Annotated in this window: 16 protein-coding genes; 10 read left to right on the top strand and 6 right to left on the bottom strand. The window is 75.4% G+C overall.

Going from position 1 to position 15,451, the window contains the following annotated elements; genetic code table 11:
- Positions 1–66: 66 nt before the first annotated feature.
- Positions 67–1,275 (top strand): MFS transporter, encoded by a 1,209-nt coding sequence (locus tag ACWIX6_RS17900; RefSeq protein WP_448613784.1) that lies wholly within the window; start codon positions 67–69, stop codon positions 1,273–1,275.
- A 93-nt stretch (positions 1,276–1,368) separates the two neighbouring features.
- On the opposite strand, the gene ACWIX6_RS17905 is transcribed toward ACWIX6_RS17900, so the two are convergent.
- Entirely contained in the window at positions 1,369–2,988 is a 1,620-nt protein-coding gene (locus ACWIX6_RS17905) for an ABC-F family ATP-binding cassette domain-containing protein (RefSeq protein ID WP_448613785.1), read from the bottom strand.
- 60 nt (positions 2,989–3,048) lie between these two features.
- Positions 3,049–3,267, bottom strand: a complete 219-nt coding sequence (locus tag ACWIX6_RS17910; RefSeq protein ID WP_448613786.1) for a three-helix bundle dimerization domain-containing protein — start codon at positions 3,265–3,267, stop codon at positions 3,049–3,051.
- 168 nt (positions 3,268–3,435) lie between these two features.
- Here ACWIX6_RS17910 and ACWIX6_RS17915 point away from each other — a divergent pair, with 168 nt between their 5' ends.
- Positions 3,436–4,074 carry a phosphoribosyltransferase gene (locus ACWIX6_RS17915; protein WP_448613787.1) on the top strand — a complete coding sequence of 213 codons (639 nt, stop codon included), beginning with the start codon at positions 3,436–3,438 and terminating at the stop codon, positions 4,072–4,074.
- Here the strand turns inward: ACWIX6_RS17915 and ACWIX6_RS17920 are convergent.
- Positions 4,062–4,502: a DUF1801 domain-containing protein gene (locus ACWIX6_RS17920; protein ID WP_448613788.1), complete on the bottom strand. Its 441-nt coding sequence runs from the start codon at positions 4,500–4,502 to the stop codon at positions 4,062–4,064. The genes ACWIX6_RS17915 and ACWIX6_RS17920 overlap by 13 nt on opposite strands.
- Before the next feature lie 220 nt (positions 4,503–4,722).
- Here ACWIX6_RS17920 and ACWIX6_RS17925 point away from each other — a divergent pair, with 220 nt between their 5' ends.
- Positions 4,723–5,787, top strand: a complete 1,065-nt coding sequence (locus tag ACWIX6_RS17925; protein ID WP_448613789.1) for a winged helix DNA-binding domain-containing protein — start codon at positions 4,723–4,725, stop codon at positions 5,785–5,787.
- Between the two features lie 23 nt (positions 5,788–5,810).
- On the opposite strand, the gene ACWIX6_RS17930 is transcribed toward ACWIX6_RS17925, so the two are convergent.
- The 3 genes from ACWIX6_RS17930 to ACWIX6_RS17940 are packed head-to-tail and all read right to left on the bottom strand — an operon-like array spanning position 5,811 to position 8,094.
- Positions 5,811–6,635, bottom strand: coding sequence for an SDR family NAD(P)-dependent oxidoreductase (locus ACWIX6_RS17930; protein ID WP_448613790.1), 825 nt, complete (start codon positions 6,633–6,635; stop codon positions 5,811–5,813).
- Positions 6,632–7,075: a nitroreductase family deazaflavin-dependent oxidoreductase gene (locus tag ACWIX6_RS17935; protein ID WP_448613791.1), complete on the bottom strand. Its 444-nt coding sequence runs from the start codon at positions 7,073–7,075 to the stop codon at positions 6,632–6,634. Before ACWIX6_RS17935 ends, ACWIX6_RS17930 begins: the two co-directional genes overlap by 4 nt.
- Before the next feature lie 53 nt (positions 7,076–7,128).
- The gene (locus ACWIX6_RS17940) at positions 7,129–8,094 is read right to left on the bottom strand and encodes a D-2-hydroxyacid dehydrogenase family protein (protein WP_448613792.1); all 966 of its coding nucleotides are present in this window, start codon (positions 8,092–8,094) and stop codon (positions 7,129–7,131) included.
- Positions 8,095–8,214: 120 nt separating this feature from the next.
- Between ACWIX6_RS17940 and ACWIX6_RS17945 the strand changes: the two genes are divergently transcribed.
- From ACWIX6_RS17945 to ACWIX6_RS17975, 7 genes are all read left to right on the top strand, one after another.
- Positions 8,215–9,855: a helicase HerA-like domain-containing protein gene (locus tag ACWIX6_RS17945; protein ID WP_448613793.1), complete on the top strand. Its 1,641-nt coding sequence runs from the start codon at positions 8,215–8,217 to the stop codon at positions 9,853–9,855.
- A 27-nt stretch (positions 9,856–9,882) separates the two neighbouring features.
- Positions 9,883–10,809: a KPN_02809 family neutral zinc metallopeptidase gene (ypfJ, locus tag ACWIX6_RS17950; protein WP_448613794.1), complete on the top strand. Its 927-nt coding sequence runs from the start codon at positions 9,883–9,885 to the stop codon at positions 10,807–10,809.
- Positions 10,810–11,211: 402 nt separating this feature from the next.
- The gene (locus tag ACWIX6_RS17955; RefSeq protein ID WP_448613795.1) at positions 11,212–12,021 is read left to right on the top strand and encodes a hypothetical protein; all 810 of its coding nucleotides are present in this window, start codon (positions 11,212–11,214) and stop codon (positions 12,019–12,021) included.
- A complete protein-coding gene (locus ACWIX6_RS17960; protein WP_448613796.1) occupies positions 12,018–12,614 on the top strand; it encodes a phage holin family protein in 597 nt (198 codons plus the stop codon). The genes ACWIX6_RS17955 and ACWIX6_RS17960 overlap by 4 nt, the downstream gene beginning before the upstream one ends.
- A 17-nt stretch (positions 12,615–12,631) precedes the next feature.
- Positions 12,632–13,330 carry a DUF3618 domain-containing protein gene (locus ACWIX6_RS17965; protein WP_448613797.1) on the top strand — a complete coding sequence of 233 codons (699 nt, stop codon included), beginning with the start codon at positions 12,632–12,634 and terminating at the stop codon, positions 13,328–13,330.
- Positions 13,331–13,560: 230 nt separating this feature from the next.
- Positions 13,561–13,947 carry a response regulator transcription factor gene (locus ACWIX6_RS17970; RefSeq protein ID WP_448613798.1) on the top strand — a complete coding sequence of 129 codons (387 nt, stop codon included), beginning with the start codon at positions 13,561–13,563 and terminating at the stop codon, positions 13,945–13,947.
- On the top strand, positions 13,944–15,410 hold the full coding sequence (locus ACWIX6_RS17975) for a sensor histidine kinase (protein WP_448613799.1): 1,467 nt from the start codon (positions 13,944–13,946) through the stop codon (positions 15,408–15,410). The genes ACWIX6_RS17970 and ACWIX6_RS17975 overlap by 4 nt, the downstream gene beginning before the upstream one ends.
- The last annotated feature ends 41 nt before the right edge of the window (positions 15,411–15,451 follow it).

Here is a 15,451-nt window from a genome sequence, read left to right on the forward strand (position 1 = left end):
CCTTGGCTGGGAGAGGACGACGACGTCCGCGTCCCTCGTCCCCCGAGTCGGAGAGTCCACCGCCCCGTGCCCCGCGCCCTGCTCGCCCTCGCCATCGGTGCCTTCGGCATCGGCACCACCGAGTTCGTCGTCCTCGGCATGCTGCCCGAGGTCGCCGAGGGGCTGGGTGTGTCCGTCTCCGCGGTCGGGCTGCTCATCTCGGCCTACGCGATCGGCGTGGTGGTGGGAGCACCGACGCTGACCGCCCTGGGCGTGCGCTTCACCCCCCGGCAGACGCTGATCGGTCTGATGGCGGTCTTCGTCGTCGGCAACGCGCTGTCCGCGCTGGCCCCGGGCTACACCACCCTGCTCGTCGCCCGGGTGCTCACCGCACTGGCGCACGGCTCGTTCTTCGGTGTCGGGGCGGTGGCCGCCCGCACGCTGGTGCCGCGCGAGAAGGGCGCCCAGGCCATCTCTCTGATGATCACCGGCCTGACGCTGGCCAACGTCGTCGGGGTGCCGCTGGGCACGTTCGTGGCCCAGCAGGTCAGCTGGCGGCTGGTGTTCGCCGCGGTGGCGGTCATCGGGCTGGTCACCATCGCCGGCCTGGTGGCCTGGATGCCGCCGGTGACCGGGGAACCGACCGGCCTGCGCCGCGAGCTCGGCGCCTTCCGGCGGCCCCAGGTCTGGCTGGTGCTGGGGCTGACCGCCGTCGGGTTCTCGGCGATGTTCGCCGTCTACAGCTACGTCAGCCCGATCCTCACCGAGCTGGGCGGCATCCCCGAGGGCTGGGTGACCCCGGTGCTCGCGCTCTTCGGCATTGGGACGACGGTCGGCACGCTGGTCGGCGGGCGGCTGGGCGACCGGTTCGGCTTCTCCTTCGTCACCGTGGGCATGGGCCTGCAGGCGGCCGTCCTGGTGGCGTTCGCGCTGCTGGCCCGCACGCCCGTGGCCGCCGTCGTCCTGCTGGTGCTGTTCGGCACGGTCGGCTTCGCGATGGGCCCGGTGGTGCAGAGCCGGGTCATCGACGCCGCCCGGATCGACGGCGGCAGCCTGGTCGCCGCGGCGAACCAGGCGGCGTTCAACGTGGCCAACGCCCTGGGTGCCGCCCTGGGCGCGGCGGTGCTCTCGGCCGGCCTCGGCTACACCGCGCCCATCTGGGTGGGCGCGGTGCTGGCGCTGGGTGGCGCGGGCGTCGCCGTCCTGGCCGTGCTGGTGGAGCGCCGGGAGCAGGCGGCCGCCGCGGCCGACACCGCGGTGTGGCAGCGGGCCATGGCCCCGGTCGGCGCCCCCTAGTGCGCGCTGAGGACTGAGGCCCAGCCCCGACTGCTCCTCGGCCCCCTCCCGGGTCCCGCCCCGAGCTCGCGAGGGGTGGGGTGGAGGGGGTCCTTACCGGGTGCGCTGGACCCTCGCCTCGTCGAACACCGGCTCGGGCGCCTCGTACACCTGCCCGCCGGCACCGAACACCAGGAACCGGTCGAAGGTGCGGGCGAACCAGCGGTCGTGGGTCACCGCCACCACGGTCCCGTCGAAGGCGTCCAGGGCCTCCTCGAGGGACTCCGCCGACAGCACGTCCAGGTTGTCGGTCGGCTCGTCGAGCAGCAGCAGGGTGGCGCCGGACAGCTCGAGCAGCAGCACCTGGAAGCGGGCCTGCTGCCCGCCGGACAGCGACCGGAACAGCTGGTCGCCCTGGGCCGCCAGGCCGTAGCGGCGCAGTGTGGCCATCGCCCGGCCGCGGTCCACGCCCGGCCGGCCCGGCTCGCCGTGCCAGAGCAGGTCGACCAGGGTGCGGTCGGCCCACTCCGGGTGGGCATGGGTCTGGGCGAAGAAGCCGGGGACGACGCGCGCTCCCAGCCGCCAGCTGCCGGTGTGCGCGACGTCCTGGCCGGCCAGCAGCCGCAGGAAGTGCGACTTGCCCGCGCCGTTGGAGCCCAGCACCGCAAGCCGGTCGCCGTAGTCGAGCTCCAGGTCGAACGGCCGCATCAGGCCGGTGAGCTCCAGTTCCTCGGCCACCAGCACCCGAACCCCGGTGCGCCCGCCCCGCAGCCGCATCGCCACGTGCTGGTCCGGTGGCCGGTCCGGCGGCGGCCCGGCGGCCTCGTACTTGGCCAGCCGGGTCTGCATCGCGTGGTAGCGCGCCGCCATGTCCGGTGAGTTCTTCGCCTGCTGCTGCATCGTCCGGACCAGGTCGACCAGCCGCTCGTGCTCCTCGTCCCACCGCTTGCGCAGCTCGGCCATCCGCTCGTGCCGGGCGGTGCGGGCCGCCGGGTAGCCGGCGAAGTCGCCGCCGTGCACCCACGCGCCGCCGCCCTCGACGGTGACCACCCGGTCGGCGACCCGGGAGAGCAGCTCCCGGTCGTGGCTGACGAACAGCACGGTCTTGCGGGTCTCGATCAGCCGCTCCTCGAGCCACCGCTTGCCGGGGACGTCGAGGTAGTTGTCCGGCTCGTCCAGCAGCAGCACCTCGTCCGGGCCGCGGAGCAGGCACTCCAGCGCCAGCCGCTTCTGCTCACCACCGGAGAGGCTGCTCAGCTCCCGGTACTTGCAGGTGTCGTAGGGCACGCCGAGCGCGGCCACGGTGACGGTGTCCCAGGTGACCTCGACCTCGTAGCCCCCGACGTCGCCCCAGGTGGTGAGGGCGTGCGCGTAGGCCATCTGGGTGGGCTCGTCGTCGTCCTCCATCATGGCCAGCTCGGCAGCCTCGACGGCGTCCCACGCCGCCCGGACGGCCGGCGGCGCCAGGTCGACCAGGAAGCGCTGCACGGTCGTGTCGTCGCGGACCGACCCGATGAACTGGCGCATCACCCCCAGCCCGCCGGTGCGGGCCACCGACCCGCCGTCCGGGGTCAGGTCGCCGCTGATGACCCGCAGCAGGGTGGTCTTCCCGGCGCCGTTCTCGCCAACCAGCGCGGCGCAGGCGCCGTCACCGACCCGGAAGGAGACGTCGTCGAGCAGGACCCGGCCGTCGGGGAGGGTGAACCGCACCCCGGCGACGTCGACGTATCCCATGCGGTCAGTCTCCCCGGCGGTCGGCACCGCCTCCGCCGGGGACCGCCGGGCGGCCCGGGGTCAGCTGACGGAGGCGTTCAGCCGGTAGCGGGCCAGCCGCTCGACCAGCTCGGGGAGGGCGCCCACCGGAGAGCCCGCGAGCTCCCGTCGGGCGGTCTGCACCACGCCCATGACGACCTGCGGCCCGGCCAGCGTGCCGTACTCCTCGGCCAGCAGTCGGGCCACAGCCTGCTCGACCGACTCGTCGGCCGGGACGCGAGGGGCGCAAACCGTCGTCACGAGCATTCCTCCGGGTGAGTGGCGGCCGTCCGCCGGTGCTTTCCAGCGGGCTGCCGTGCCGGGAACACCATGCCCGCCACCTCGCCGGGCGGCCAGGGTCCAAGGTCCCGCCAACGCTCGCCCAGGGTGCGCCGGGGGCAGGAGGATGGCGGCCCGGGGAGGTGGGAGATGTCCTTCCGGGACCGGACCGACGCCGGGGAGCAGCTGGCCGCCCGGCTCGGCGCCCTCCGCGGCACGGACGTCGTCGTCCTGGGTCTCCCCCGCGGCGGCGTGCCGGTGGCCGCCGCGGTGGCCACCGCGCTCGGGGCACCGCTGGACGTGGTGGGCGTGCGCAAGCTGGGCGTGCCGCACCGCCCGGAGCTGGCCATGGGGGCGGTCGGCGAGGGCGGCGTCGTCGTCCGGGCCGAGGAGGTGGTGCGCCGGGCCGGGGTGTCGCCCGAGGAGTTCGCCGCCGTCGAGCGCCGGGAGGTCGCGGTGCTGCGACGGCGGCTGGCGCACCTGCGCGCCCTCCGCCCGCGGGAGCCGCTCACCGGGCGGGCGGCCGTGGTGGTCGACGACGGCGTGGCCACCGGCTCGACCGCCCGGGCCGCCTGCGCCGTCGTCCGGGCGCTCGGTGCCGTGCGGGTGGTGCTGGCCTCCCCCGTCGTGGCGCCGGACGCCGCCGCGGCGCTGGCGACGGAGGTCGACGAGGTGGCGTACGTGCTCGCCCCGCAGCGGTTCGGCTCGGTGGGGCGGCACTACGCGGACTTCCGCCAGACCACCGACGACGAGGTGGCCGACCTGCTGCGGTGGGTTCAGCCGCTGTAGGCGTTGCGCCCCTCGGCGGTGCTGGCGACGGCGTCACGGACCAGCTGGTCCAGCGCCACCGTGTCCACCCGGTCCAGCGACGTGAAGCGGATGCAGCTCTTGCCGCAGGACACCCGGCCCAGCTGCCCGGCCCGGGACTCGGCCAGGTAGGCCCCGTCGACGACCGCGCAGACGTAGAGGGACAGGTGCCGCTTCTGCGCCGCCAGCGCGATCAGCGGCCACTGGACGGTCTCCGTGGCCGACCTCGGCCGGTAGGGCATCAGCCCGTAGCCCAGCATCTGCCCGCTGCCCACCGGCACCAGCTGCCGGTCGATCCCGGGAGCGGCGGCCATCACCAGCGCGTCGACGCTGCGCAGCTCGCCCTCGCGGGGACCGGCCGCGGCGAACCAGTCCGCCAGGCCGGCGTCGTCGTCCGGCGCCCCGGTCACAGCACCGACCCCAGCAGCACCGCGCCGGCGGCCAGCAGCATGGCGGCGACGATCAGGCCGGCCACCAGCCGCTGCCGGCGTCGTCCGTCCGGGCCGAGGTTCCCCATGCCCATCATGGTCGAACGGTAGCGCCTCCCGACCCCGGTCCCGTGCCCGTGGCGGTGCCGGCCGGCGTGGACCGCCGACCGGATCGTCGGACCGCGGTGGCAGGGTGCCGGGCATGACGTCGTCGGAGGAGGTCGCCCTGCTGCGGCTGGTCGCCCAGCGGCTGGCCGGGCCCCGCGAGCCCGGTCCGCTCGAGGCGGTCCGCCGGCTCACCGCCGTGCAGGGCCAGGAGCTGCCCGGCGCCCTGACCTCGGTGGCCCTGCGCACCGTCGGGGGCAGCCGCGCGGCGGTCGAGGCTGCCCTGGACGCCGGGGAGGTGGTCCGCTCCTGGCCGATGCGCGGCACCCTGCACCTCACCGCCGCCGACGACCTGCCCTGGATGCTCGACCTGCTGGGCGAGCGGGCCCTGGCCGGGGTGGCCGGCCGGCGCGCCTCGCTGGGGCTGACCGAGGCCGACTGCGAGCGGGCCCGCGAGCTGGTCGTCGCCGCGCTGGCCGGCGGAGGCCGGCTGTCCCGCGCCGAGCTGCTCACCCGGATCTCCGAGGGCGGGGTGGCCACCACCGGTCAGCGCGGCTACCACCTGCTCTGGTACCTCGCGCAGACCGGCACCCTGGTGCTCGGGCCCACCGACGGCGCCGGCGACCAGCTGTTCACGCTGCTGGACGAGTGGGTGCCGGCCCCGCGCCGGCTGGACCGCGAGGAGGCGCTGGGCGAGCTGGCCCTGCGCTTCTTCCGCGGGCACGGCCCGGCCACCGTCAAGGACCTGGTGCGCTGGGCCGGCGTGCTGGTCCGCGACGTCAAGGCGGGTCTGGCCGTGGCCGGGGACCGGCTGGCCGCGCTCGACGTGGACGGCGTCGGGCACTGGATGGACCCCGAGACCCCCGACCGGCTGGCGGCCTGCCGCGCCGAGGCCGGGCGGGTGCTGCTGCTGCCCGGCTTCGACGAGGTCGTGCTGGGCTACGCCGACCGCAGCTGCACCGTGCCGCCGCAGTTCGCCGAGCGGCTGGTTCCCGGCGGCAACGGGGTGTTCCGTCCGACGGTGCTGGTCGGCGGCCGGGCGGTCGCCACCTGGCGGGCTGCCGGCCGCGGCGCGGCCCGGACGCTCCAGGTCGACCCGTTCACCGAGCTCACCCCGGAGGTGGTGACCGCCGCGGAGGCCGCCTGGCGCGCGCTGCCCTGACCCGTGTGCGGCAGGGGGCGAGGTCAGTCCGGCAGCCCGAGCAGCCGCGCGGACGACGACCACAGCTCCGCAGCCCGCACCTCGTCCCGGGCGGCGGGCAGCGTCCAGGCCGGCGACCGGTCGGCGTGCAGCCGCCCGTTGCGCCAGCCCTCCGGGGCGGTCGCCAGCCACACCAGGGTGTCGGCCCCCTGCGCCGGCGTCCGCATGAACGCCGTCAGCGGCGTGCGGAACGCCAGGCCGGTGACCCCGCCGGCGGTCGCGCCGAAGTTGCTGGCCACCGCGCCCGGGTCGGCGCAGGTGGCGGTCACCTCCGGCGCCCAGCGCCGGGCCAGCTCGGCGGTGAACAGCACGTTGGCGAGCTTGGCCCGGGCGTACGCGCGGGTGCCGACGTGGCGCCGCGGCGACCGGTCGGCCACCGTCGTCCCCCGGCGGGCCCAGCCGAGCCAGTGCATGAACGAGGCGGTGCTGACCACCCGGCCGCCCGCCGCACGCAGCGGTGACTCCAGCAGCCGGGTGAGCAGGTAGGGCGCCAGGTGGTCGACCTGGAAGGTCCGCTCGTGACCGTCCACGGTGAGCGCGTGCCGGCCGAACGAGGCACCGGCGTTGTTCACCAGCACGTCGATCCGCGGCAGCCGGGACAGTTCCGCGGCCAGCGTGCGCACGTCGTCCAGCCGGGCGAAGTCCGCGGTCAGCCCGCGCGCGCCGGGCAGCTCGGCGGCCACCGCCGCCGTCTTCTCCGGCGACCGGCCCACGACCACCACGCTCGCCCCATCGCGGTGCAGCCGCCGGGCCGCCGCCGCGCCGATGCCGTCGCTGGCACCGGTGACCACGACGACCGGCGGGCTCACCGCCGCTCGACGACGACGACCGGGATCTCCCGGTCGGTCCTGCGCTGGTAGTCGGCGTAGTCCGGGAAGGCGGCCACGGCGCGCTCCCACCACACCGCCTTCTCCTCGCCGGTGACCTCGCGGGCCACGCCGTCCCACACCTCGGCGCCGTCCTGCACCGTCACCTGGTCGGGGTGCGCCTTCAGGTTGAAGTACCAGGTCGGGTGCTTGGGGGCGCCGCCCTGCGAGGCGACCATGGCGTAGACGCCGTCGTGCTCAACCTTCATGAGCGGGTTCTTGCGCACCTTGCCGCTCCTGGCGCCGCGGGTGGTGAAGACGACGACCGGCTCCGTGCGGTTCGGCAGGGTGTTGCCCTCCCGCCCGTCGGTGCGCTCGTAGAGCTCCACCTGGTCGCGCACCCACTTCTCCGGACTGGGCTCGTACTCACCGTCGAGAGGCATGGCCCGACCCTAGGACCCCGCCCGGCCGGCCCGCCCGGGAGCCGGGCCCGCGGTCACCCGGCGGGCAGCACCCGCACCGGGGCGCCGTCCAGCCAGGCCACGACGTCCTCGACGGCCTGGCCGTACATGGCCGCGTACGCCTGCCGGGACACGTAGCCCACGTGCGGGGTGAGCACGGTGCGCGGCGCGCTGCGCAGCGGGGAGTCGGCGGGCAGCGGCTCGGTGTCGAAGACGTCCAGCGCGGCACCGGCGATGGTCCCGGCGTGCAGGGCCGCGAGCAGCGCCGCCTCGTCCACGATCGGCCCGCGGGAGGTGTTGACCAGCCGGCCGTCGGGACCGAGCAGCCGCAGCTCCTCCGCGCCGACCAGGCCACGGGTGCGGTCGGACAGCCTGAGGTGCACCGAGACGACGTCGCTGCCGGCGAACAGCTCGGCCTTGTCGACCAGCCGGGCACCGTGCTCGGCGGCCCGCTCCGCGGTGAGGTTCTGGCTCCAGGCCAGCAGCCGCATGTCGAAGGCACGCGCGTAGCGGGCCACGACCGCGCCGATCCGGCCCAGCCCGAGCAGCCCCAGGGTCGACCCGGCCAGCTCGACCCCCAGGTGCTCCTGCCACCGGCCGGCCCGGACGGCACGGTCGCCGCCGGCCACGTCCCGCGCGACGGCGAGCACCAGCGCCCAGGTCAGCTCGGCGGCCGCCGCCGACCCGCCGGCCGTCCCGCACACCACCACGCCCTGCGACCGGGCGGCAGCCAGGTCGATCGAGGCGTTGGCCATGCCGGTGGTCACCAGCAGCCGGAGACGCGGCAGCCGGGCGAGCAGGTCGGCGGGGAACGGCGTCCGCTCCCGCATCACCACGACGACGTCGGCGCCGGCCAGCCGGTCCACCAGCACGTCGGCGTCCCCGACGTGGTCGGTGTGCCGGGTGACGTGCGCCCGGCCGTCGAGCGGCGACCAGTCGGCGATGGACAGGGCGACGTCCTGGAAGTCGTCGAGGACGACGACGGACACGGGTTCGGCCACGACGGGGATGCTCCCGCACCTGCGGCCGCGGCAGCGGGCGGGGACGGCGACCGCGAGTTGTCGACTCCCCCTGGCGCGGGCAGGCTGAGCGCTCCCCTGACCCCGGACGGAGCGGACGACGTGACGGCACCCCACGCACAGGACCCGGCGACCCCGGTCGACCCGACGGCGGCCGCGATCGCGGCCGGGTACGCGTTCGACGGCCCGGCCCTGGAGCTCGGGTCGGTGCTGCACGGCGGCCGGCCGCATCCCGGGGCCAGGGTCCGGCTGCCCCTGGCGATGGCGAACCGGCACGGCCTGATCGCCGGGGCGACGGGCACCGGCAAGACGAAGACCCTGCAGCTGATGGCCGAGCAGCTCTCGGCCGCCGGGGTGCCGGTCGTGCTGGCGGACGTGAAGGGCGACCTCACCGGCCTGTCCCGGCCGGGTGAGCCGGGCGACCGGACCACCCGGCGCGCGGCCGACACCGGCGACGACTGGACGCCGACCGCCTCCCCGGTGGAGTTCCTCGCCCTGGGCGGGCTGGGCACCGGCGTGCCGGTCCGGGCCACCCTGACGTCGTTCGGGCCGCTGCTGCTGTCCAAGGTCCTCGACCTCAACGCCACCCAGGAGAGCTCGCTGGGGCTGGTCTTCCACCACGCCGACGCGACCGGCCTGCCGCTGCTGGACCTCAAGGACCTGCGGGCGCTGATCAGCTGGCTGACCAGCGACGCGGGGAAGCCCGAGCTGGCGGCGCTCGGCGGGCTGTCCCGGTCGACCGCGGGGGTGCTGCTGCGGGAGCTGACCGCCCTGGAGGACCTCGGCGGGGACGTCTTCTTCGGCGAGCCCGAGTGGGAGACCGCCGACCTGCTGCGCACGGCCCCCGACGGCCGCGGGGTGATCAGCGCCGTCGAGCTGACCGAGCTGCAGGACCGGCCGGCGCTGTTCTCCACCTTCCTCATGTGGCTGCTCGCCGACCTGTTCGAGGAGCTGCCCGAGGTCGGGGACGTGGAGAAGCCGAAGCTGGTCTTCTTCTTCGACGAGGCCCACCTGCTGTTCACCGGGGCCAGCAAGGCGTTCCTGGAGTCGGTGACCCGGACCGTCCGGCTGATCCGCTCCAAGGGCGTCGGCGTCTTCTTCGTCACCCAGCAGCCCACCGACGTGCCGTCCGCGGTGCTCGGCCAGCTGGGCAACCGGGTGCAGCACGCGCTGCGGGCGTTCACCCCCGACGACGCCGACGCGCTGCGGAAGACGGTGCGGACCTACCCGACCAGCAGCGACTACGACATCGCCGGGACGCTGACCTCGCTCGGCACCGGCGAGGCGATCGTCACCGTGCTCGGCGAACGCGGCACCCCCACCCCGGTGGCCGCGACGCTGCTGCGGGCGCCGCGGTCGCTGATGGGCGTCGTCGACCCCGCCCAGCAGCAGCGCGCCGTCGCCGCGTCGCCGCTGCAGGCCCGCTACGGGACGGCGGTCGACCGGGACTCGGCCTACGAGCGGATCGGCGCCCGGCTCGCCGCGGCCCAGCCGCCCGCACCCGAGGCCCGGGAACGGGAGGCGGACCCCGGGGTGTGGCAGGAGCCGGACCTGGGCACAGGCACCCGGACGTCGGGGCCCCGCCGGGCCCCGCGCCGGAGGCCGGCTCCCGAGCCGGCCGAGGACGGCGTGCTGAGCACCGTGCTGGGGTCGTCGGCGTTCCGCGCCTTCACGCGGTCGGCCGCCTCCGCGCTGGGCCGGGAGATCACCCGGGGCATCTTCGGCACCCGTCGCCGGCGCTGAGCGCACCGGCAGGAGGGACACCGGCACATGAGGTTCAACGAACGCGCCCGACTCGACACCTCCGACGTCACCGACGCCCGGGGCAGCGGAGGCGGCGGGTTCGGCGGCGGACGCGGGCTGGCCGTGGGCGGCGGCGGGCTCGGCGTCGTCGGGCTGGTCGTGGTGGTCCTCTTCCAGCTGCTCGGCGGCGGCGGGGGCACCGGCACGTCCACCGGGGCCGCCGGCGGGTTCGGCGCCATCGGCGAGGGACAGACCGCGGACAACGGCGACCTGGCCCAGGAGTGCCGGACCGGGGCGGACGCCAACCGGTCGGTCGAGTGCGCCGTCGTCGCCCAGATCGACTCGATCCAGGACTACTGGACCACCGCGTACTCCGGCTACCAGCGCACCGACACCGTCTTCTTCTCCGGCTCGGTGCAGACCGGCTGCGGCGGGGCCACCAGCGGGACCGGGCCCTTCTACTGCCCGGCCGACCAGCTGGTCTACATCGACCTGTCCTTCTTCGACGACCTGGAGCAGCGCTTCGGCGCGGCCGGCGGGGTGTTCGTCGACGGGTACGTGCTGGCACACGAGTACGGGCACCACGTGCAGGACCTGCTGGGCACCAGCGGCCAGGTCGACCACGGCGAGAGCGGCCCGACCAGCGGCAGCGTGCGGCTGGAGCTGCAGGCCGACTGCTATGCCGGCACCTGGGCCAACCACGCCGAGACCGTGCCGGACGAGTCCGGGCAGCCGCTGATCGCCGACATCACCGACGACGACATCGCCCGGGCGCTGGACGCCGCCGGCCGGATCGGGGACGACTTCATCCAGCGGGAGCTGGGCGACGGTCAGGTCGACGAGGGGGCGTTCACGCACGGCTCCTCGGAGCAGCGCCAGCGCTGGTTCACCACCGGGTACCGGACCGGTGACCCGAACCAGTGCGACACGTTCGCCACCGACGACCTGGGCTGAGAGGTGCGGCGGCGGGCACGCAGTGTGACCGCCGGCACGTGGACACCCGCATCTCCCCGCATCTCCACTCGACTTTGACAGCGGTGAGTAACGGCATGGCCGCGTTCCGCGTCAGGGAGTACACGTGGCGCACCCCACCGGGTTGCCGAGATCATTTCTGACCCCGGCTCGTTTGCCCGCCCCGCGCCGGGGGGTACCTGAGCACCACCGGACGGCGTCCCCACTCAGACCCGGTGGGACGACCTGACCGTCGCCGACCCGGGGCCCTCGTGGTCCCAGGAGCGCCGTTCCGGACGGCTCCACCCCGACCGTCCCTGGGCCGCTCACCGAGCAGCCCAGTGTGGGCGGGGGGTCGTCCCGGGTCGACGACACACCAGCCCCTACGCACGACGAGGAGGAACGATGACCCACTCCATCGACACCCCCACACCGCCGCAGAGCGGAGCGACCAGCGTGTCGACCACCCCGTCGACCACTGACGTCGCCAAGGACCAGGCCGGCAACGTCGCGTCGACCGCCGCCCAGGCCGGCAGCCAGGTCGCCTCGACCGCCGCCGACCAGGCCAAGCAGGTCACCCAGGAGACCAAGCGCCAGGCCCAGGACCTCGTGCAGCAGGGCCGCCAGCAGCTGCGCGAGCAGGCCCGCACCGGCCAGCAGAAGGCCGGTCAGGGCATCACCGACATCGCCCAGCAGCTGCGCACCATGGCGCAGGGCGGCGGCACCCCGTCCGGCCCGGCCGCCGACCTGGTGGCCCAGGCCGGCGACAAGCTCGAGGAGCTGGCCAGCTGGGTCTCCCAGCGCGAGCCCGGCGACCTGGTCGTCGAGCTGCGCAACTTCGCCCGCCGCAAGCCTGGTGTGTTCATGCTCGGTGCGGCCCTCGCCGGCGTCGTCGCCGGCCGGCTGACCACCGGTGTGGTGGCCGCGCACAAGGACAGCGGCCCCTCGTCCACCGGCACCACCGGCTACGCGCAGCCGGCCGTGCCGGCCACCCCGACCTACGCCCAGGAGGGCTACGCCGGGACGAACTACGCCACGGACACCACCACCGCGGGCTACACCACCAGCACGACCGGCGGGTACACGACCGGAGCGGCCGGCACCACCGGCACGACCGGCTCGGTCCCCCCGCCGCCGTACGGCACCGTGCCCCCGGCCGGCACGACCGGCGGCTTCGACGACCCGCTGCGCACCGGTGAGGTGGGCCGGCCGTGACCGCTCCCTACTCCGGCGGCGCCGCGGGTGCGCCGCCGCCGCCGTACGGCGAGCCGGGTCTGGGACAGGGTGGGGCGACCAGTTACACCCCCGAGCCCGCCGGACCGCAGTACGCCTACGGCGACCCGGACCAGCCGCTCACCCAGGACGGGCACCCCGACGTCGAGGGCACCTCGGTCGGCACGCTGATCGGTGAGGTCACCCGCGACCTGTCGACGCTGATGCGGCAGGAGCTGGAGCTGGCCAAGGCCGAGGTGCGGGCCGAGGCGAACAAGGCGACCGAGGAGGTCAAGGCCCAGGGGGCCAAGGCCGGCAAGGGCGCCGGGATGCTCGCCGGTGCCGGCTACGCCGGGCACATGGTCGCGCTGTTCCTGTCCATCGCTCTCTGGTGGGCGCTGTCGCACCTCGTGGGCCACAGCTGGTCGGCGCTCATCGTGGCCGTGCTCTGGGGCATCGTCGCCGCCGTCCTCTACTCGATGGGCCGCAAGCAGCTCAAGCAGATCGACTTCACGCGGCTCAAGCAGGTCAACCCCAAGCCCGAGCGCACCATGGAGACCCTCCAGCAGGTGCCCGGCGCGCTCAAGCCCAACTGACCGGACAGGAGACAGACATGACCAGCAGTGACCCGGAAGTGATCCGGCGCCAGATCGAAGAGACCCGGAACAACCTCAGCTACGACGTCGACGCGCTCAACGAGAAGGTCAACCCCACCCGGGTCGTCGACCGCCGGGTGGGCCGCGCCAAGAGCTCCGTCAGCGGGCTCAAGGAGCGGGTGTTCGGCTCGGCGCAGGAGTCCCGCTCGCACGTCAGCGGCACCACGTCGAACATCGCCGGCAACGTGCAGGGCACCGCGTCCAACGTGGCCGGCAACGTCCAGGGCGCCGCGTCCTCGGCCGCCGGCAGCGTCCAGCAGGCCGCCTCCAGCGCCGTCGACACGCTCCAGGCCGCCCCGCAGACGCTGCAGCGCCAGGCCCAGGGCAACCCCCTCGCCGCCGGGCTGATCGCCTTCGGGGTGGGCTGGCTCGTCTCCTCGCTGCTGCCCACGAGCGAGAAGGAGAAGCAGCTCGCCGCGCAGGCCGAGGCCGCCGTCAAGGAGCACTCGCAGCCGCTGGTCGACCAGGCCAAGAGCGTCGCGCAGGACATCGGCGACAACCTGAAGCCGGCCGCCCAGGAGGCCGTCGAGTCGGTCAAGGCCACCGCGCAGGAGGGTGTGCAGACCGTCAAGAGCGAGGGGCAGTCCGCTGCCCAGGACGTCCAGGGCCAGGCCCAGGACGCCAAGCAGACGGTCCAGGGACACGCCTCCTCCTGACCGACCCGCACCACCGACCGGCCCCCGTCGCACCCCGCGGCGGGGGCCGCGTCGCGTCCGGGGCCGGATCGCCGGCCGGGCTGCCACCGACGCCCCCGCCGCCGTCCTCTCCACGGGTGACGGGTCGGGCCACTCGACTGCAGAGCCGGTCCCGACCGGCCGACGTCCTCCCTGAGGTCACCTGCCCGGACTCCCCGGGCGGGGGCAGCGAGGAGGACGGAGGGCAGCCCGTGGACGTGCCCGCCCGCGTGCTGGTCGCCGACGACGAGCCGGACATCCGCGTGCTGGTGACCCTCGCCGTCGCGAAGGCCGGCTGCCAGGTGGTGGCCGCGGTCGCCGACGGGACGGCCGCGCTGGCCGCCGCACTGGCCGACCCACCGGACCTGGTGGTGCTCGACGTGTCCATGCCGGGAGCGACCGGACTGGAGGTGTGCGCCGCCCTCCGGGCGACGCCCGCCACCGCCGGGTGCCGGGTGCTGCTGCTGTCCGCCGGCGCCTCCCCCGACGACGTCGCCCGGGGCCTGGCCGCCGGCGCCGACGGGTACCTGCCCAAGCCGTTCACCGTGTCCGGCCTGGTGGCCCGGGTCCGCGAGCTCACCGGGACGGTGCCGGCGTGAGCGCCGTCGTCGACGACCCGGTCGCCGGGTCCGACGCGGACCGCCCGCCCGCACCGCCGGCCCGGGCGGCCGTCCCCCTCCTCGCGCCGTGCGCGCTGGCCGGCGCCGGCGTGGTGCTGCTCGCCGCCCGGCCGGCCGCTCTCCTCCTGCAGCTGGCCGCGGTGGCCGCCGTCGTGCTGGCGGTCCTGGTCCTCGCCACCCGGCTCCGGGACCAGGTCGTGCGGGCCTCCGCTCTCGAGGCCGAGCGCCGGGACCTGCTCACCCTCGGCCGCAGCACCGCCGACGAGCTCGAGGTCGCGACCCGGATGATGCGGGCCCGGGCCCGGACGATGACCAGCGTCATCGACGCGGTCACCGAGCAGTCGATCATCGGCACCGACCCGGACGGGCTGATCCGGGTGTGGAACCCGGGCGCCGAGCGGATGCTCGGCCTCCCGCGCGCCGACGTCGTCCGGCACCGGTCGATCACCGACTTCCACGCCCCCGCCGAGCTCGACGGCGACGCCCCGCCGGCGGCCGACCCGGCCGAGCGCGCCGCGGCCCGGTTCGCCGCCCTGGTGCAGGTCGCCCGGGAGCAGGGCAGCGACGTCCGCGACTGGACGTACCTGACCGCCGACGGACGCCGGCTGACCGTCGCCGTGGCGATCACGCCACGCACCGACGACGACGGCGAGCAGGCCGGCTGGAACTTCGTCGGCACGGACATGACCGAGGCCCGGGCCACCGAGCGGCTCCGCGACCAGTTCGTCAGCCTGATCTCGCACGAGTTGCGCACCCCACTGAGCTCCATCCTCGGCTACCTGGAGCTCGTGCTGGACGACGCGGACCAGCCCCTCACCGACGAGCAGCGGCAGTACCTGTCCACCGTGGAGCGCAACGCCCAGCGGCTGCTCCGGCTGGTGGGCGACCTGCTCTTCACCGCCCAGGTGGACGCCGGCCGGTTCACCCTGCAACCTGAGGACGTCGACCTGGCCGGGATCGTCCGGGGCGCCGAGGAGACCGCGCGGGTGACCGCGGCCGCCCGCGGGGTGGCCGTCTCCGTCGACGTGCCCGACGGCGGGCTGGTCGTCCGGGGCGACGCCGTGCGGCTGGGCCAGGCCTGCGACAACCTGGTCTCCAACGCGGTGAAGTTCACCCCCGCCGGCGGCTCGGTCACCCTGCGGCTGACCAGCGGCTGGCAGGACGACGACGGCCGGGTGACACCGGCCGAGCGGCCCGGCAGCCGTCCGGTGGCAGCGCTGTCGGTGTCCGACACCGGCGTGGGCATCCCCGCCGGCGAGCAGGGGCGGCTGTTCACCAGCTTCTTCCGGGCGTCCACGGCGCGGCGCAACGCCGTCCCCGGCGTCGGGTTGGGCCTGACCATCACCAAGGCGATCACCACCGCGCACGGCGGCACCATCGACGTCACGAGCGCCGAGGGCGCCGGGACGACGTTCACCCTGGTCCTGCCGGCAGCCTGCTGAAGGACCCTGCTGCCCCTGCGGCCCCCGTGCAGTTGAAGGAC

The sequence above is a fragment of the Modestobacter sp. URMC 112 genome (assembly GCF_053502575.1).